The sequence below is a fragment of the Sphingobium sp. Z007 genome, assembly GCF_900013425.1.
Taxonomy (GTDB): Bacteria; Pseudomonadota; Alphaproteobacteria; order Sphingomonadales; family Sphingomonadaceae; genus Sphingobium.
The window spans coordinates 2,506,149-2,523,960 of sequence record NZ_FBXK01000005.1 but is presented as its reverse complement, the minus strand read 5'-3'; the positions used below and the strand labels follow the sequence as shown (position 1 = coordinate 2,523,960).

12 protein-coding genes are annotated in these 17,812 nt (G+C 64.2%); 10 read left to right on the top strand and 2 right to left on the bottom strand.

Going from position 1 to position 17,812, the window contains the following annotated elements:
- Positions 1 to 84: 84 nt before the first annotated feature.
- Positions 85 to 2,853: a ribonuclease E/G gene (locus tag CEQ44_RS20150; RefSeq protein ID WP_254913777.1), complete on the bottom strand. Its 2,769-nt coding sequence runs from the start codon at positions 2,851 to 2,853 to the stop codon at positions 85 to 87.
- Between the two features lie 522 nt (positions 2,854 to 3,375).
- On the opposite strand from CEQ44_RS20150, the gene CEQ44_RS20145 reads away from it, so the two are divergent.
- From CEQ44_RS20145 to CEQ44_RS20120, 6 genes are all read left to right on the top strand, one after another.
- The gene (locus CEQ44_RS20145) at positions 3,376 to 4,656 is read left to right on the top strand and encodes an N-acetylmuramoyl-L-alanine amidase (protein WP_088182274.1); all 1,281 of its coding nucleotides are present in this window, start codon (positions 3,376 to 3,378) and stop codon (positions 4,654 to 4,656) included.
- A gap of 195 nt (positions 4,657 to 4,851) precedes the next feature.
- Positions 4,852 to 7,389, top strand: coding sequence for a penicillin-binding protein 1A (locus tag CEQ44_RS20140; RefSeq protein WP_088182273.1), 2,538 nt, complete (start codon positions 4,852 to 4,854; stop codon positions 7,387 to 7,389).
- 98 nt (positions 7,390 to 7,487) lie between these two features.
- Positions 7,488 to 8,615, top strand: coding sequence for a peptide chain release factor 2 (prfB, locus tag CEQ44_RS20135; RefSeq protein ID WP_088182272.1), 1,128 nt, complete (start codon positions 7,488 to 7,490; stop codon positions 8,613 to 8,615).
- The gene (locus tag CEQ44_RS20130) at positions 8,615 to 9,334 is read left to right on the top strand and encodes a class I SAM-dependent methyltransferase (RefSeq protein WP_088182271.1); all 720 of its coding nucleotides are present in this window, start codon (positions 8,615 to 8,617) and stop codon (positions 9,332 to 9,334) included. The genes prfB and CEQ44_RS20130 overlap by 1 nt, the downstream gene beginning before the upstream one ends.
- 46 nt (positions 9,335 to 9,380) lie before the next feature.
- Positions 9,381 to 9,632 carry a hypothetical protein gene (locus CEQ44_RS20125; protein WP_088182270.1) on the top strand — a complete coding sequence of 84 codons (252 nt, stop codon included), beginning with the start codon at positions 9,381 to 9,383 and terminating at the stop codon, positions 9,630 to 9,632.
- 106 nt (positions 9,633 to 9,738) lie between these two features.
- Positions 9,739 to 10,788, top strand: a complete 1,050-nt coding sequence (locus tag CEQ44_RS20120) for an NADP(H)-dependent aldo-keto reductase (protein ID WP_088182269.1) — start codon at positions 9,739 to 9,741, stop codon at positions 10,786 to 10,788.
- An 11-nt stretch (positions 10,789 to 10,799) separates the two neighbouring features.
- Here the strand turns inward: CEQ44_RS20120 and CEQ44_RS20115 are convergent, their stop codons facing one another.
- Complete coding sequence (locus CEQ44_RS20115; RefSeq protein WP_088182268.1) at positions 10,800 to 11,090, bottom strand: hypothetical protein; 291 nt, start codon at positions 11,088 to 11,090, stop codon at positions 10,800 to 10,802.
- A 211-nt stretch (positions 11,091 to 11,301) separates the two neighbouring features.
- On the opposite strand from CEQ44_RS20115, the gene CEQ44_RS20110 reads away from it, so the two are divergent.
- From CEQ44_RS20110 to CEQ44_RS20095, 4 genes are all read left to right on the top strand, one after another.
- The gene (locus CEQ44_RS20110) at positions 11,302 to 13,389 is read left to right on the top strand and encodes a TonB-dependent siderophore receptor (RefSeq protein WP_088182267.1); all 2,088 of its coding nucleotides are present in this window, start codon (positions 11,302 to 11,304) and stop codon (positions 13,387 to 13,389) included.
- A gap of 22 nt (positions 13,390 to 13,411) precedes the next feature.
- Positions 13,412 to 14,044, top strand: a complete 633-nt coding sequence (locus CEQ44_RS20105) for a DUF4198 domain-containing protein (RefSeq protein ID WP_088182266.1) — start codon at positions 13,412 to 13,414, stop codon at positions 14,042 to 14,044.
- 122 nt (positions 14,045 to 14,166) lie between these two features.
- On the top strand, positions 14,167 to 16,467 hold the full coding sequence (locus tag CEQ44_RS20100) for a TonB-dependent receptor (RefSeq protein ID WP_088182265.1): 2,301 nt from the start codon (positions 14,167 to 14,169) through the stop codon (positions 16,465 to 16,467).
- 4 nt (positions 16,468 to 16,471) lie between these two features.
- The gene (locus CEQ44_RS20095; RefSeq protein ID WP_088182264.1) at positions 16,472 to 17,812 is read left to right on the top strand and encodes an alkaline phosphatase family protein; all 1,341 of its coding nucleotides are present in this window, start codon (positions 16,472 to 16,474) and stop codon (positions 17,810 to 17,812) included.

Below are 17,812 nucleotides of genomic sequence, written 5' to 3'. Positions count from 1 at the left end.
GCGGGCGCAACGAAAAGCGCCGCTGCGCACCGGTCGGGACCGGATGGGCAGCGGCGCTTGTTCATAACAGTCTGACGTCCGGCCTTATTGGCCGAAGGTGCGCTGCCACCAGCCACGGCGCGGTTCGCCATCGTCGCCCACGCCCTCTTCGCCATTGGCGGCGTCGGCGGTTTCTGCGACCGGCGTTTCGGCAGGCGCTTCGACCGCAGGTGCAGCGGCTTCCGCCTCTGCATCAGCAACGACGGCCTTCTTGCGACGGGGACGTTTGGGCTTGGCCGGCGCGTCTTCGGCGACGGGCGCATCGGCGACCGGTGCGGCTTCCTCGGCGACCACATCGGTTTCCGCTGCGTCGGCGACCGGCTTCTTGCGACGAGTGCGCTTGGGCTTGGCCGGGGCTTCCTCAGCAGTCGCTTCGACAGCTTCCTCGACCGGGGCGGGCTCGGCGGCGGCTTCCGCCACCGGCTCGACCACGTCGGCTACCGGCTCTACATCCGCCTTGGCCTTGCGAGCGCGGGGACGACGACGGGTCTTGGGGGCGTCCTCGGCGGGCGCTTCTTCGACCACAGCTTCGACCATCGGCGCTTCGACCGCTTCGGCAACCGGCTCGTCCGATTGGCCGGCTTCGGTTTCCAGCGTTACGGCGTCCTCGCCACCTTCGCGACGGCGGCGACCGCCACGGCGACCGCGACGACCGCGGCGACGCGCGCCACCCTCTTCGTCATCACCAACGGCAGCCACTTCTGCCTGTGCGTCGGTCGCGTCGTCGGCGGTGACGACGGCTTCGTCTTCATCCTCCGATTCCGCGTCGCCATTGTCGCCGGCCTCGTCCTCGGCACCTTCGCCGGGGCGCGCTTCATCGCGCTGGCCGCCACGACGGCGACGACGGCGACGGCGACGGCGGCCGCCGTCCCGATCTTCGTCCGCGCGTTCGCCGCGATCGGCACGTTCCTCACGCTCGGTTTCGACTTCGGCTTCGGCCTCCTCGACCTCTTCCTCTTCTTCCTCCTCGATGACGTCCAGATCGTCATCCTCTTCCGGCAACGGCGCGTAGCTTACGACGCGCTCCGGTCGGGGGCCGCTGGCTTCGACTGACATGCGCGCGCCCTCGACCTCGCCATCGGGCAGCACTTCGATCGACACGCCATAGCGCTGCTCGATTTCGTCCAGTTCGCGGCGCTTGTTGTTCAGCACGTAGAAGGCCGCTTCCTGGCTGGCGCGCAGCGTGATGAGGCTGCCGCGACCGCGCGCCGCTTCTTCTTCCAACATACGCAACGCGCCCAGGCCCGCCGACGATGCGGTGCGGACGAGGCCGGTGCCCTCGCAATGCGGGCACTGGCGGGTGGACGCTTCCAGGACGCCGGTGCGCAGGCGCTGGCGGCTCATTTCCATCAGGCCAAAGCCGGAGATGCGGCCGACCTGGATGCGGGCGCGATCGTCTTTCAGCGCCTCCTTCATCGCCTTCTCGACCTTACGGATGTTGGAGTTCACCTCCATGTCGATAAAGTCGATGACGACCAGGCCCGCCATGTCGCGCAGGCGCAGCTGGCGCGCGATTTCGCGGGCGGCTTCCAGGTTGGTGGCGACGGCGGTCTGCTCGATACCATGTTCGCGGGTCGACCGGCCGGAGTTGATGTCGATCGACACCAGCGCCTCGGTCGGGTTGATGACCAGATAGCCGCCGGACTTGAGCTGGACGACAGGATTATACATCGCCGCCAGCTGCTCTTCCACGCTGGCGCGCTGGAACAGCGACACCGGATCGGCATATTGCTTCACCCGGCGCACATGGCTGGGCATCAGCAGGCGCATGAAGTCCTTGGCCGCGCGATAGCCATGCTCGCCCTCGACGATGACCTCTTCGATATCCTTGTTGTAGATATCGCGGATCGCCCGCTTGATGAGGTCGCTGTCATTGTGGATCAGGGCGGGAGCGGCGGCGCTCAGCGTCTTTTCGCGAATCTCGTCCCACAGGCGGGCGAGATAGTCGAAGTCGCGCTTGATCTCCGGCTTGGTGCGTTGCAGCCCGGCGGTGCGCACGATGCAGCCCATGGACGAGGGCAGCGCCATTTCGGCGATGATCGACTTCAACCGCTTGCGGTCGGCCACATTGCTGATCTTGCGCGAAATGCCGCCGCCATGGCTGGTGTTGGGCATCAGCACGCAATAGCGGCCGGCCAGCGACAGATAGGTGGTAAGCGCAGCGCCCTTGTTGCCGCGTTCTTCCTTGACGACCTGCACCAGCAGAACCTGGCGGCGCTTGATGACGTCCTGGATCTTGTAGCGGCGGCGCAGCGCCATGCGCTTGCGACGCAGTTCGTCGGCAGCTTCATCGCCACCGCGACCACGCCCTCGACCACCGCGACGGCCGTTCGGCGCGCCATTGGTGCTGTCGTTTCCGCCTTCGCCTTCGGCCTGTTCGCCCTCTTCGCCTGGCTCCTCATCGTCATGATGATGGGTCGCCTCGACATATTCGACGCCGCCTTCGGGCGCGATCGGATCATGGTCCAGATCGTGACCGTCGTCGTCATCATCGAAATCGGCGCGCAGCGCGGCCTCTTCCTCGGCGTGCGCGCGCTCTTCGCGCAGCAATGCCTCGCGGTCTTCGCGCGGGATCTGGTAATAGTCCGGGTGGATTTCGCTGAAAGCGAGGAAGCCGTGGCGGTTGCCGCCATAATCGACGAAGGCCGCCTGGAGCGAGGGCTCCACGCGAGTCACCTTGGCCAGATAGATATTGCCCTTGAGCTGCTTGTGCTCAGCGGACTCGAAGTCGAATTCCTCGATCCGGTTACCCTTGACGACCGCGACCCGGGTCTCTTCCCGGTGGCGCGCGTCGATCAGCATACGCATTGTCATCTATATATCTCCGGCGTGGGCGGGCTGCGGCACAGGGCCGCGCCGCCACGCGATAGTGAAGGGACGGCCGGGCGCGCTCCGTTAAGGGCGCGGATGTCGACATCGTCCAGGTTTGTAGGAAATGTTGCGCGTCTGCTGCGTCGGCAGGGCCGGACAAATCGCCGGGCCGGACCATCCACGCCGCATCGCCCGTTACCGGGGCAAGCGTGGAATGGAAATCATGCCTCATGCAGCGTCAACCTGTTTGCGGCACTGCGGGGGGCAAATACTGCCTCCGCCGGTGCCTATCTCATTGCCCCGCAAGGCTGCCGTGATATCGGCAAGTCTTTCGGGAATATGAATGGGTAGCAGTCAAATACCGACGGGGCAACGGCCGCCTGAAATATAATGCCGTGTCCGCCGCTATGGCTATCGATGTCCTATTCATCGTGAAGGACGGGTTAACCCTCTCATTTTACCGGGCCACAAGGAGCAATGCTTAATCCGGGGTTTAGCGTGGGGACGCTGAACGGATTAGCCCAAATGAAATTTGGCTGGACGGCCCATAGGCGCACGTCGCACAAGCGGCGCATGCTCCAAAGCATTGCCCTGGCAGGCACGATATTGATGGCGGTCCCCGGCAGCGCCGGCGGCATAGCCGGCGTGGACGTGCGCGACGACACGGTCGTCGTGCGCTTCGACGACCGCGTGGACGGGGCTTCGGCCTTCCTGCTGGATTCGCCGCGCCGTATCGCGCTCGACATCGACGGCGCGCAAATGGGGCGGGGCCGGTTCACGCCTGGCAATGGGGCGATCGCCGCAGTGCGCCAGGGGCAGCTGAGCGGCGACACGGCGCGTGTGGTGCTGGACCTTTCCACCCCGGCGACGCTCGGCAATGCGCGATTGGCGCAGGACGGCAAATCGCTCAGCTTCTCGTTGCAGGGCGTCACGGACAGCCGGTTCCGCGCCGCAGTGGCGAAAGGGCGCACCCGCTTCGATGCGCCCGCCAATATGGCGGCCTTTCCGCAAAAGCGCATCCATTCGATCACCGTGCCGATCCCCGCCGCGTCGCGCGGCGTCTCGCTGCCGCAGGTGGAGGGCGCGAATAACGGCGCCAGGCCGCTGGTGGTGATCGATGCGGGCCATGGCGGTCATGATCCAGGCGCGATCAACAAGGACAATGGCAAGCGGGAGAAGGACGTGACGCTGGCCATCGCCCAGGCGATTCGCGACCAGCTGGTCAAATCCGGCCGGGTGCGCGTGGCATTGACCCGCGACGACGACAAGTTCCTGGTGTTGCAGGAACGCTATGGCATTGCCCGCAAGCTGGGCGCGGACCTCTTCATCTCCGTCCATGCTGATGCGGCGGAAAATGCGGAAGCGCATGGCGCGACCGTCTATACCCTGTCCGAAACCGCGTCAGACCGGGAAGCGGCGCGGCTGGCAGCGCGGGAAAATAAGGCCGATATCATCAACGGCGTAAACCTTGGCGGCCAGTCGGGTGACGTATCATCGATCCTGATCGACCTGACCCAGCGCGAATCGATGAACATCTCGGCCAATTTCGCGCGGCTGTTGCAGCGGGAAGCGGCGCCCTATGTGCCCTTCCGCAGCGCCTATCACCGCTTTGCGTCGCTGATGGTCCTGAAGGCCCCGGACACGCCGTCGGTCCTCTTCGAAACCGGCTATATCAGCAATGCCGACGACGCGGCCTTCCTGTCGTCGCGCGAAGGGCAGGGCAAGATCGCCCGCGGCGTCGCCCGCGCGATCGAGGTGCATTTCGCCCGCAAGCTGGCGATGCGCGGCGAGGCTGCGGGCGGCTGAGCGCATTCAACGTCCCAAACACTCACCGTTCGGGCTGAGCCTGTCGAAGCCCTGCTCTTCGCTTTACCAAGGAAAAAAGAGCGGCCCTTCGACAGGCTCAGGGCGAACGGATGCTGGGGGTGGCAGCAACAGTTGCGTCGGATCGCGTCATGCCCACTGGTCTTGGCGATAATTTGACCCTAGAGCCTCTTCCCCATGGAAGAGGCCCGTTCCGAACCCGCCCCGTCGTCCTTCGCCTATCGCCTGCGCCGCGACGCGGGGGGCTTTTTCGGCCGTCTGCGCCCCTTGTGGCAGCGCCGCTGGTTTCGCTGGATAGCGATTTTGCTGGGCGGCTTCACGCTGTTCTGCGCACTCTTCTGGCTGATCTTCGCGCGCGGCCTGCCTGATGCGGCGACGCTGCTGGAATATGAGCCGCCGCTGCCGACCATCGTGCGCGACATCAACGGCCAGCCGGTCCACAGCTATGCCCGCGAACGCCGGGTCCAATTGCAATATAGCGATTATCCCCCGCTGCTGATCCGCGCCTATCTGGCGGCGGAGGACAAGACCTTCTTCGAACATCATGGCGTCGACATTCCCGGTTTCGCGGGCGCGGTCGTGGATTATGCCAGCAAGCTCGGCTCCGGCCAGCGCGCCCGCGGCGGCTCAACCATCACGCAGCAGGTGGCCAAGAATCTGCTGATCGGCGACGAATATTCGCCCACGCGCAAGGTGAAGGAGATGATCCTCGCCTACCGCATGGAAAATGTGCTGAGCAAGCAGCAGATTCTCGAACTCTATCTCAACCAGATTTTCCTGGGCCGGAACGCCTATGGCGTGCAGGCCGCCGCGCGCGCCTATTTCGACAAGGATGTCGCCGACCTCCAACTGCATGAAATGGCCTATCTGTCGATCCTGCCCAAGGGGCCGGCCAATTACCGTCCCGAAAGCGAAACCGGCCACGCCCGCGCGCTCGACCGGCGCAATTGGGCGCTGGGCGAAATGCTCAAAAATGGCTTCATCACCGCGGCGCAGCGCGACGCGGCGGTGGCCCAACCGCTCGGCACCGTCGCCGCCCATGGTTCCAGCTTCGATGCGCGCGCGGGCGGCTATTATATGGAGGAAGTCCGTCGTCGCCTGATCGGGCTGTTCGGCGAAAAGGCCGAAGACGGTCCCAACAGCGTCTATGCCGGCGGCCTGTGGGTGCGCAGCCCCTATGATCCGGTGGTGCAGGACAGCGTCGCCACCGCATTGCGCAACGGTCTGCTGCGCTTCGACGCCGGGCGCGGCTGGTCCGGCCCGGTCGGCCATATCAATATCGACAATGGCTGGGAACGCGAGCTGGCCGCCAGCTATATCTCCGTCGATTATGCGCAGTGGCGCGTCGCCGTCATTATCAGCCGGACATCGTCCGATGCGCAGATCGGCTTTGCCGACGGCAGCACGGGCACGCTGCCCGCCGGATCGGCGCAGATGCCCTATCGCAAGATCGGCGGCCCGGCCTTTTCCGCGATGAAGCCCGGCGACCTGATCGTCGTCGCGCGCAACGGATCGAGCTGGGCGCTGCGCTCCATCCCCGAAGTGTCGGGCGGCATGGTCGCCGAAGAAGTCCATAGCGGCCGCATCCGCGCGATGCAGGGCGGCTTCGATTCGCGCTTGTCCTCCTATAACCGCGCGACCCAGGCGATGCGCCAGCCCGGCTCCACCATCAAGCCGTTCGTCTATGCCGCCGCGCTCGACGGCGGCATGACTCCGGCGTCGATCATTGTCGATGGTCCCTTATGCGTCTATCAGGGCGCGGGCCTCGGCCAGAAATGCTTCCGCAACTTCTCCGGCGGCAGCGCCGGGCCACAGACGATGCGCTGGGGCGTGGAACAGTCGCGCAACCTGATGACCGTGCGCGCCGCCAGCCAGACCGGCATGGACCGAGTCGTGCGCACCATCAAGAATATGGGCATCGGCGATTATCAGCCCTATCTCTCCTTCGCGCTTGGCGCGGGCGAGACGACGGTGGAAAAGATGGTTAACGCCTATGCGACACTCGCCAACCAGGGCCGCCAATTCCCGTCCAAGCTGATGGATTATGTCCAGGACCGGCGCGGCAAAGTGATCTGGCCGGAACGCTGGCGTCCCTGCGACGGCTGCAACATGGCGAACTGGGACGGCAAGCCCATGCCCCGCTTCGGCATGGAGGGTCGCCAGGTGATGAACCCGATGACCGCCTATCAGGTCGTCCACATCACCGAAGGCGTGATCCAGCGCGGCACCGCGACGGTGCTGGCGGACTTGAAACGCCCGCTGTTCGGCAAGACCGGCACCACCAACGGCCCGACGAATGTCTGGTTCGTGGGCGGATCGCCCGATCTCGTCGCGGGCGTCTATATCGGTTACGACCAGCCACGCAGCTTGGGCGGTTGGGCGCAGGGCGGCCGTATCGCCGCGCCGATCTGGAAAGCGGCGATGGCGCCGATCCTGGAAACCATGCCCAAGACGCCCTTCGTCGCGCCGGCCGGCATTCGCATGGTCGCGATCGACCGCCGGTCGGGCAAGCGCGTCTATGGCGCCTGGCCCGGCACCGACGCCAAGCCCGCGGTCATCTGGGAAGCGTTCAAGCCTGAATCCGAACCCCGCCGCTCGATCCGCAAGGAAGAAGCCGAAGCCCAGGCCAAGGTCGCCGCCGCCAGAGCGGTGACGGGCCGCAGCCGCCAGCGCAGCGACGCCGACTTCCTGGAAGGGCAGGGCGGGATCTACTGACGTGCTACCCGGCCTACACTCTTCCCAAATCTGCCGCCCTCGGATAGGGGCAGTCGCTTGATGCGTTAACGCGCCAGCCCAATACCCGGAGACTCCCCATGCGCGCCGAAGCGCAGCAATATATCGACCGTATCGACGCCGCGCTGGAATTGCTGCGCCGCTTCCTCGACTGGGACCGCGCGCTGCGCCGGCTGGACGAGCTGAACGCGCGCGTCGAAGACCCGACGCTGTGGGACAATGCCAAGCTGGCGCAGGAAGTCATGCGCGAGCGCACCCGGCTGGAAAGCGCGATCGGCGCGACCCGCGCGATCGAGGGCGGCAAGACCGACAATGCAGAACTGATCGAGATGGCGGAGGCCGAGGGCGACGAGGAGATGGTGGCCGAAGCCATCGCGTCGTTGAAGGCGCTGGCTGACCGGGCGGACGAGGACAAGATCAAGGCGCTGCTGGCGGGCGAAGCCGACGCAAGCGACACCTATCTGGAAATTCACGCAGGCGCTGGCGGCACCGAAAGCCAGGACTGGGCCGAAATTCTGTCGCGCATGTATCGCCGCTGGGCGGAACGGCGCGGCTACAAGGTGGACCTCGTCGATTATCAGGCCGGCGAAACCGCGGGCATCAAGTCGGCCACTTTCCTCATCAAGGGCGAGAACGCCTATGGCTATGCGAAGACCGAAAGCGGCGTCCATCGCTTGGTCCGCATCAGCCCCTATGACAGCGCGGCGCGCCGCCACACCAGCTTCTCGTCAGTGTGGGTCTATCCGGTGATCGACGACAATATCGATATCGAGGTCAAGGAAAGCGACCTCAAGATCGATACCTATCGCGCGTCCGGCGCGGGCGGGCAGCACGTCAACACCACCGACTCCGCGGTGCGCATCACCCACGTTCCTTCCGGCATCATCGTGGCGTCGCAGAACGACCGCTCGCAGCACAAGAACCGCGCCACGGCCATGAACATGCTGAAAGCGCGCCTGTATGAAGCGGAACTGCGCAAGCGCGAGGAAGTGGCCAATAGCGACTATCAGGCCAAGACCGAGATCGGCTGGGGCCACCAGATCCGTTCCTATGTGCTGCAACCCTATCAGCTGGTAAAGGATCTGCGCACCGGCGTCACCTCTACCGCGCCCGACGATGTTCTCGACGGCGCGCTCGACCCCTTCATGGCCGCTGCCCTGTCGCAAAAGGTGACGGGCGAGAAAGTCGATGTGGAGGATGTGGACTGATGATACGGGCGGCGATGGCGGGCGTCCTTGTTCTGCTGGCCGCCTGCGACCAGATGGCCGGCGGCAGCGAAACGCAGCGATCGGTCGCCGCCGTGCCCTTTCCGCAGGCCGACCGGCCGGTCGCGCCGATCGTATCGACCCGTTGGTCGAGCGAGGAAGCGCGTGACCGGGTCAACGAGGCGGAGGATATCATGGACCGGGCGGGCATCCGCGCCGGCATGACCGTCGCCGACATCGGCGCTGGCGAGGGCTATTACACCGTGCGGCTCGCCAAGCGAGTGGGCGACAAGGGCCGCGTCCTGGCCGAAGATATCATGCCGGAAGTGATAGAGGCGCTGTCGCGCCGCATCACCCGCGAAAAATGGGACAATGTCAGCTTGAAGCTGGGCGCCCCGGAAGATCCCAGGCTCCCCGAAAACAGCTTCGACCGGATCATGATGGTCCATATGTATCATGAAATCGCCGAGCCCTACGCCTTCCTCTGGCATCTCAGCCCGGCGTTGAAGAAAGATGGCGAACTGATCGTTGTCGATGCCGACCGGCCGACCGACCAGCATGGCACGCCACCCCGCCTGCTGGCCTGCGAACTGGCGGCCATGGGATTTCGCATGGAGCAGGTCATCCCCAAGCCGACGGCGGGGGGCTATCTCGCCCGGTTCCGGCGCATCGCCGCGCGGCCCGACCCGGCCAGCATCGTGCCATGCGCCTTCCAGGGTTGATCCCGACCTTGCCCACCGGGCGCGCGCGGCTGTAGGGCGGATAGCGATGCATTTCGACGACCAGCTCCAGCGCTATTTCGGCACGACCGAGATCGACAGCCTGCCGCCCGCTGCGCTGGCGTCGGGGATCGAGCGGATGCGCGTCGACCTGGGGCTGGAGAAAGATCGCGGGCGGCGCTTCGCGCTCTGGTCGCTGCTGTTCCTGCTTGGCGATGCCCCCGACCTGGACGTGGCGTTCAAGGATGCGGCGGACCGCGATGCCGCGCGCAATTTCATGGAACTGACCGAACAGGGCTGACCGCGCGCGCCTTATAGATTGATGAGTTTTGGTGAAGCACGTTCTGTCCCCTTTCTTTCCGCCTGCCGCCGGGTAAGACCCCAGCCTATAGTATCGAGAGGATCGCATGGACTACCGCACGCTCGGCCGCACGGACCTGAAAGTCAGCCTGATTTGCCTCGGCACCATGACTTGGGGCTCGCAAAATAGCGAGGCGGAGGCGCACGCCCAGCTCGATTATGCGATCGACCAGGGCGTCAACTTCATCGATACGGCCGAAGCCTATCCGGTGACGCCGGTCAGCGCCGACACGCAATTCCTGACCGAAACCTATATCGGCAACTGGATCGCGGCGCGCGGCAAGCGCGACGACATCGTCCTGGCGACAAAAGTGGCTGGGCCGTCACGCGACCCGATCCGCACATTTCGCGGCGGCGACAACCGGCTGGACCGCCGCAACATCCATCAGGCGGTCGATGACAGCCTGAAGCGGTTGCGCACCGACTATATCGACCTGTACCAGGTGCATTGGCCCGACCGGCCGGTGCCGTCCTTCGGCGCGCGTGGCCTGAGCGCGCTGGCCGATGGTCCCGATACGGTGCCTATTGAGGAAACGCTGGAGGCGCTGGCCGAACTGGTCCGGGCCGGCAAGGTCCGCCATGTCGGTGTGTCGAACGAAACGCCATGGGGCTTGAGCGAATATCTGCGGCTGGCGCGCGATCAGGGGTTGCCGCGGGTCGCCTCCATCCAGAACGCCTACAGCCTGCTAAACCGGACGTTCGAGATTGGCCTATCGGAATATGCGTTGCGTGAGGATGTAGGGTTGCTGGCCTACTCTCCGCTGGCGGGGGGCAATCTGACGGGCAAATATCTGGGCGGGGTCATTCCGCCCGGTTCGCGCCGCGACGTGTCGCGCCAGTTCGTGCGCTACGACCTCCCCAATCAGCCGCTCGCCAGCGCACGCTATGTGGCGATCGCCCATGCCTTCGGGCTGGACCCGGCGCAGCTGGCATTGGCTTTCGTCAACGCGCAGCCCTTCGTCACCGCAACGATCATCGGCGCAACCAGTCTGGATCAGCTAAAGGCGAATATTGCGAGCGTGGACATCAAATTGACCGAAGAACAACTGGCCGCGATAGAGGCGGTGCATCGCGCCATCCCCGATCCGTGCCCCTGACACGCATATAGTCAGGCGGCACGCGGCGAATGGGCGGCCCTGTCCGAAGAGGCCGGCGTATCGGCCATGGCCGTTATCCCATTCCACCAATCTTCGACCGTGGGCGTCAGGATCGCCAGTTTGCCATGGCGCGGCCGCGCGTGCCAGACGCCGGCCATGCACAGATAGCGCCATTGCGGATCACAATTGACGGGTATGTTGCAAAAGCGGCTCGCCACGCCGGTCGTTGTAGGATCGACATGGCGTAATTCGCTGGGAACGTCTCGCCAGCTGCCATCGGGGAATCGTACCGAAATCGCCATTGCCTGCCTCCATCCCCGCCTTTTACTCCCCGACAACGCGCCACAAGCCATTGAGTTCATTGCGCCTTATGGAAAAGGGAGGCGACTAATCCAGGTTAAGGCGATTGCCCGCCTTGCAAATTTGTCGCAATATCGCAATCAATTGCGAATATGTCGCATTATCCTTAAGAGCCGCTTGAACGAATCGCCAAATCAACAAGGGGGCTTGATAATGACCGTAAAATGGATCGCGCTTGGCAGTGTGGCGGCAATCGCGTTGTGCCATCCGGCCGTTCATGCGGCGGACGACGCCGTGGCGGCGGATGTGGAGCAGGCGCAGGACAATATCGTCGTCACTGCCGCCACGACCGGGTCCAAGACGGACACCGCGCTGATCGAACTGCCCCAGCCGATCAAGGTCATCACCTCGGAACAATATCTGTCGCAGGGTGCAATCAGCATTTCCGACACGGTCAAATATGCCGCGGGTGTGCTCGCCAATCCCTATGGCCGCGACACCCGCGTCGATGGGTTCAACGTGCGCGGCCTGGACGCATTGCAGTTCCGCGACGGCATGCGCGACATCTTCAGCTATTATGCCAGCATCACGTCGGACCCCTATAATTTCTCGCGCGTGGAAATCCTGCGCGGTCCGGCGTCCGTGCTGTTCGGCCAGGGGTCGATCGGCGGCCTCGTCAACCTGGTGTCCAAGTCGCCGGAGTTCCGCACCGGGGGCGAAATCAATCTCGTCTATGGCAGCTATGATCGCAAGGAGGTACTGGGCGACGCCAATGTCGCGCTGGCCGATAATCTGGCGGTGCGCTTCGTCGGCCGTGCCCGCGACGCCGACACCTATGTCGATCATGTGCCCGACGACCGGGTGATGTTCGCCCCGTCGATCCGCTGGCAGCCGACGCCGGATACCGACGTCGTGCTGACCGGGCTTTACCAGGAGGACGACACCGGTTCGACTTCGCAATTCCTGCCGATCGTCGGCACGTTCCGCCCGAACACTGTCGCTGGCGAGCAACTTGGTCGCTACACATTCGTCGGCAAGGCAGGCTGGGACCGTTACAATGGCCGCTCGCTGCAAGGCGGCGGCTCCATCACCCACAGCTTCTCCGACGCGATCAAGATCAACCTCAAGGCCCGCTACATCGACAGCGACCTGGAATATAACACCCATTATGCCGACAGCTATTCGAACCCTAAGGACCCCTTCTCGGTCTATGGCACGGACGGGCGCACCATCGGCCTGACCGCGGATGCCAGCGACGCGCGGATGAACGTGTTCTCGACCGACAACAACATCCAGTTCACTTTCAACACCGGCGCGAATATCGAACATAAGATGCTGGTCGGCATTGATTATAGCTGGAACAAAGTATCCAAGCGCTATGCTGGTGGGTCTGAACTCGTCGATCTCTACGACATCGATTATGATGCGCTGAAAACCTATGATCCCACCGGTCCCTTCATCACGGAATCGCAGAAGCAGCTTGGCGTCTATGTCCAGGACCAGATCCGCCTCTACGACCGCGTATCGGTCGTACTGGGCGCGCGCCGCGACCGTGTCACCGGCTCGTCGGGCCAGAAAGATAATGCCACCACCTTCCGCGCCGGCATCATCGGCGAGATCGGCGCCGGCATCTCGCCCTTCTTCAGCTATACCGAGAGCTTCCTGCCGGTCGCCGGCCGACTTCAGATAGGCCAGGACGAAACTGGAAACACGATCTTCGGCGATCCCTACCGTCCCCAGACCGGCACCCAATATGAAGCGGGCGTGAAGTGGCAGCCGGACGTCAACACGCTGGTCACCGCCACGGTCTTCAAGATCAAGGAACGCAACCGCGTCCTCTACGGCGCCAATAATTCCACGTCCCAGTCGGGCGTGCTGGACACCAAGGGGTTCGAGATCGAGGCCAGCCGCACCCTGCCGGGCAATTTCGAGCTGCTGGCCAATTATGGCTATGCCAAGCTCAAGTCGGAAGTGAACACCAGCCTGGACTATATGCCGCGCCACACCGCGTCCTTCTGGACCACCAAGACATTCGGCCTCGTGGACGAAGCCCAGCTGCGCCTGGGCGGCGGCGTCGTCTATAGTGGCAGGAGCGTCTCGACCAGCGCCCTCTGGTCCATCGTCACCCCGGCCCGCACCACGGTCGATGCGCTGGCGGAGATCAACTGGAACAGCTGGCGCTTTGCACTGAACGCGACCAATCTGCTCGACAACCGCTATTATGCGTCCTGCCTGGCGCGGGGCGACTGCTTCGTCGGCGCGCCGCGCAACGTGATGGGCACGGTCGGCTTCCGGTTCTGACGATCATAAAAGGAGAGCGAACATGAAGACACTATCCATCGTCTTGGCGGCGCTGTTGAGCCTGTCCTCCACGGCGCAGGCGCATGAAGTGTGGGTGGAGCGCGACGGCACGGGGCCGGCGCGCATCTATCTGGGCGAACCGGGTGAGGCGTTGCCGGAAGGCGGCGATCCTGAGTTCGAGAAGCTGAAAAGCCCCAAGCTGGTGCCCGCGTCGAGCGCCGCACAGGTCCGCAAGACCGGCTATATCGAGGTGGCCGCGCCGCCCGGCGATGTGCGCGTCATCGACGACAGCGTGTTCGCGCCCTGGGGCGAAGAGGGCAAGAAGGAAGGCGTAATCTATTACGCCCGCGCTGGCCGCGCCGAAGCCAAGGCGGGCCTGCCGCTGGAGATCGTGCCGACCGCCGCCAACGCCGACAGCTTCACCTTGCTGCGCAACGGCAAGCCGGTGTCCGCGGCCAAACTGACCGTCATCTCGCCCGACAAATGGTCCAAGGCTTTCGTCACCGATGCGCAGGGGCGCGTCACGCTGCCGCTCAAGGACAAGGGCCGCTATATCCTGAGCGCGACGCAGACGGAAAAGGGCGACCTCAGCCTGGCCGGGCAGAAGGTGGCGACCCTCTATCACATCGCGACGCTGACCTTCTTGAACGACTGAGCAACAATGTGACGGCGCCTGTCATTGATATGACATGGCGCCGTCGCGCAATCCACATTGCGGTGCAACATGACGCGGATAGGCCGCCCCCGAATTAAGATCCAAAGGGGGATTATCCGACCATGCGTATCACCACCGCTCTGCTGATGGCGTCGACCGCCATCATCGCCCAATCCGCCTATGCCCAGGATGTTGCGCCCGCCGCCGATGCCGCCGCTGTCGATGGCGCTGATATCATCGTGTTCGGCCGGGGCGAAACCCGCCAGGTGCAGGAAATCAAGGCGCGCGACATCGTCGTGCTGACGCCGGGCACCAATCCGCTCAAAGCCATCGAGAAGCTGCCCAGCGTCAATTTCCAGTCGGCCGACCCGTTCGGCAATTATGAATGGTCGCAGCGGATCACCATCCGCAGCTTCAATCAGAACCAGCTCGGCTTCACCTTCGACGGTATCCCGCTGGGCGACATGAGCTATGGCAACCATAACGGCCTGCACATCACCCGCGCAATCAGCAGCGAAAATATCGGCAGCGTGCGCGTCAGCCAGGGCGCCGGTTCGCTCGGCACGCAGGCCACCGGCAACCTCGGCGGCACGGTCGAAACCTTCTCGATGGACCCGACCGGCGAACTGGGCGCGCAGGGCAACCTGACCTATGGCAGCAACGACACCTGGCGCGCCTTTGGTCGCATCAACTTAGGGAGCGCGGACGGTATCCGCGGTTACGTGTCCTATGGCTATGGCTCGACCGACAAATATAAGGGCGAGGGCGTTCAGGACCAGCATATGGGCAATGCCAAGGTCATCATCCCCATCGGCGACGCGAAGATCGACGGCTGGCTGAGCTATTCCGACCGCCGCGAACAGGATTATCAGGACATGTCGATGGGCATGATCCGTCGCCTCGGCTGGGACTGGGACAACACTTATCCCGATTATACCCGTGCGATCGACTATGCCGACCGCCTCAATGACGTGGACCGCGTTAGCAATAGCGGCGGCTCGCCCTTCCCCGATGGTCGTTTCGACTATAGCGGTGCGCCGGTCGCCGGTGGCCAGGTCTATCCCGGCAATGTCACCAGCGCCGACGACGCCTATTATGACGCGGCCGGCCTGCGCAAGGACTGGCTGGGCGCGGTGGGGCTGACCACGCCGCTGGGCGACGCCGCGACCTTCAAGATCAAGGGCTATTACCACAATAACAGCGGCATGGGTCTGTGGGGCACCCCCTATACCCCCAGCCCGAACGGCGTGCCCATGTCGGTGCGCACCACCGAATATGACATGGACCGGATCGGCGTGTTCGGCAGCCTCGACTATACGCTGGGCATCCAGAATCTGAGCGTCGGCGCCTGGTATGAGAATAACAAGTTCCATCAGGCCCGCCGCTTCTACGCCTTCGCCAGCCGGACCGAACCGGGCCTGTCGTTCCGCGACTATCCCAAAAACCCCTTCTTCACTCAGTGGGAATTCGACTTCACCACCGACACCTTCCAATATCATGTGCAGGACAAGATCGATCTCGGCATGGTGACGATCAATCTGGGGTGGAAGGGCTTCAAGGTCACGAACAAGGCCGAAGCGGTCGTGTCGTCCACCTTCCCCGAAGGCAAGATCAAGGCGGAAGACTGGTTCCAGCCGCATGCGGGCTTCGCGGTCGAATTGACGCCCGAAGCGGAAATCTTCGGCGGCTTCACCCAGGTCACCCGCGCCTTCGCCAGCGCCACGACCACTGGTCCCTTTTCCACCAACCAGGCCGGTTTCGACGCGATCAAGGATGATCTGAAGCCCGAAACGTCGGACACCTTCGAACTCGGCCTGCGCTATAACACGCCGGTCTTCAACGGCACGCTGGGCGCCTATCTGGTCAACTTCAAGAACCGTCTGCTGGCCGTGCAGGTCGGCTCGGCGATCCAAGGCAATCCGTCGGCGCTCCAGAATGTCGGTGGCGTCCGCGCGGTCGGCGTCGAGGCGGCGGGCGACCTGCGGCTGGGCGGCGGCTTTGGCCTCTATGCCAGCTACAGCTACACCGACGCTACCTATCGCGACGATGTCGTGAACGGCAATGGCGTGGTGGTCGCCGCGATCGAGGACAAGACCGTGGTCGACAGCCCCAAGCATATGGCGCGCGGCGAATTCAACTATGACGATGGCCAGCGCTTCTTCCGCGTCGGCGTCAACTATATGTCGCGTCGCTTCTACAGCTACACCAACGACGCCTCTGTGCCCGAGCGCGTGATCGTGGATGCGTCGCTGGGCTATCGCTTCACCGACAAGGTCGAAATCCAGATGAACGTCACCAACCTGTTCGACAAGAAATATGTCGGCACGATCGGGTCGGGCGGTTTCGGCAACAGCGGCGACGCGCAGACCCTGCTGGTCGGCGCGCCGCAGCAATTCTTCGCGACGTTGAAGGCCGGGTTCTAAAATAGTGAAAAAGGTCGCGCTTCTCCTCTCCGCTCTTACCGCGTTCACACCGAGCGCGGCGCTGGCGGAGCCGCTGCTCCTCATCTCGATTGACGGGCTGCGGCCCGGCGACGTGCTGGAGGCGCAAAAGCGCGGCCTTTCCCTACCCAATCTGCGCCGATTTCTGACCGATGGCGCCCATGCGTCGGGCGTCACCGGGGTCGCGCCCACATTGACCTATCCCAGCCACACGACGCTGATGACCGGGGTGTCGCCCGCGACACATGGCATCGTCGCCAATAACAGTTTCGATCCGACCGGCATCAACCAGGGCGGCTGGTACTGGTATGCGCAGGATATCAAGGTGCCGACCCTGTGGGAGGCGGCCACGAAGGCGGGCCTGTCCACTGGCAACGTCCATTGGCCGGTCAGCGTGGCGGCCAGGGGCGTGACCTGGAACCTCTCGCAAATCTGGCGCACCGGCCATGCCGACGATGCGAAATTGCTCGATGCGCTGGCGACGTCGGGGCTGAAAGCGGAACTGGAAGCGAAAGTCGGCCAGCCCTACGCCATGGGCATCGACGAGAGCCTGCCCGGCGACCAGAATAGGGGCCGTTTCGCTGCCGCGCTGATCGCCGCGCACAAGCCGCAATTCCTGACCGTCTATCTGACCGCGCTCGACCATGAACAACATGCGATGGGGCCAGATACGCCACAGGCCAAAGCCGTGCTGGAAAAGATCGACGCCATCGTCGGCGATCTGATCGCCGCGGAGCGCAAGGCGCATCCCGACGCGGCGATCGCGCTGGTCAGCGACCATGGGTTCGAAGCGACCCAGACCGGCCTCAACCTTTTCCGCGCCTTCATCGACGAAGGGCTCATCACGCTGGACAAGGACGGCAAGGTCGCGTCCTGGCAGGCAATGCCCTGGATAGCGGGCGGGTCGGCCGCGATCATGCTGGCGCGCCTGGATGACGCCGCCATCGCCGATCGGACGAAGACGCTGCTCGACCGACTCGCCGCCAACCCGGCCAACGGCATCGCGGCAGTGCTGGACAAGGCGGCGATCGCCAAAATCGGCGGCAATCCGCAGGCGTCTTATTATGTCAATCTGAAGCCCGGCTTCGTCACCGACATCTTCCGTGGGGCGAGCGCGCCCTTGATCGCGCCCACGCCGGTCAAGGGGATGCACGGCTATCTGCCCGGTCCCGCCCATCTGGACGCGACCTTCATGGTGATGGGCAAGGGGATCGCCGCGGGCAAGGATCTGGGCCGGATCGATATGCGCGCGATCGCGCCGACGCTGGCGACGATCATGGGCGGGACGCTGCCCGATGCGGATTCCGCGCCGATCGACCTGCGGTAA

Bases quoted from the DNA above. Each gene is read 5' to 3' on its own strand.
- prfB (WP_088182272.1), top strand. From the start codon at position 7,488: ATGCGCGCCGAAGCGCAGCAATATATCGACCGTATCGACGCCGCGCTG.
- CEQ44_RS20105 (WP_088182266.1), top strand. From the start codon at position 13,412: ATGAAGACACTATCCATCGTCTTGGCGGCGCTGTTGAGCCTGTCCTCC.
- CEQ44_RS20115 (WP_088182268.1), bottom strand. From the start codon at position 11,090: ATGGCGATTTCGGTACGATTCCCCGATGGCAGCTGGCGAGACGTTCCC.
- CEQ44_RS20130 (WP_088182271.1), top strand. From the start codon at position 8,615: ATGATACGGGCGGCGATGGCGGGCGTCCTTGTTCTGCTGGCCGCCTGC.
- CEQ44_RS20125 (WP_088182270.1), top strand. From the start codon at position 9,381: ATGCATTTCGACGACCAGCTCCAGCGCTATTTCGGCACGACCGAGATC.
- CEQ44_RS20100 (WP_088182265.1), top strand. From the start codon at position 14,167: ATGCGTATCACCACCGCTCTGCTGATGGCGTCGACCGCCATCATCGCC.
- CEQ44_RS20145 (WP_088182274.1), top strand. From the start codon at position 3,376: ATGAAATTTGGCTGGACGGCCCATAGGCGCACGTCGCACAAGCGGCGC.
- CEQ44_RS20140 (WP_088182273.1), top strand. From the start codon at position 4,852: ATGGAAGAGGCCCGTTCCGAACCCGCCCCGTCGTCCTTCGCCTATCGC.
- CEQ44_RS20150 (WP_254913777.1), bottom strand. From the start codon at position 2,853: ATGACAATGCGTATGCTGATCGACGCGCGCCACCGGGAAGAGACCCGG.
- CEQ44_RS20120 (WP_088182269.1), top strand. From the start codon at position 9,739: ATGGACTACCGCACGCTCGGCCGCACGGACCTGAAAGTCAGCCTGATT.
- CEQ44_RS20110 (WP_088182267.1), top strand. From the start codon at position 11,302: ATGACCGTAAAATGGATCGCGCTTGGCAGTGTGGCGGCAATCGCGTTG.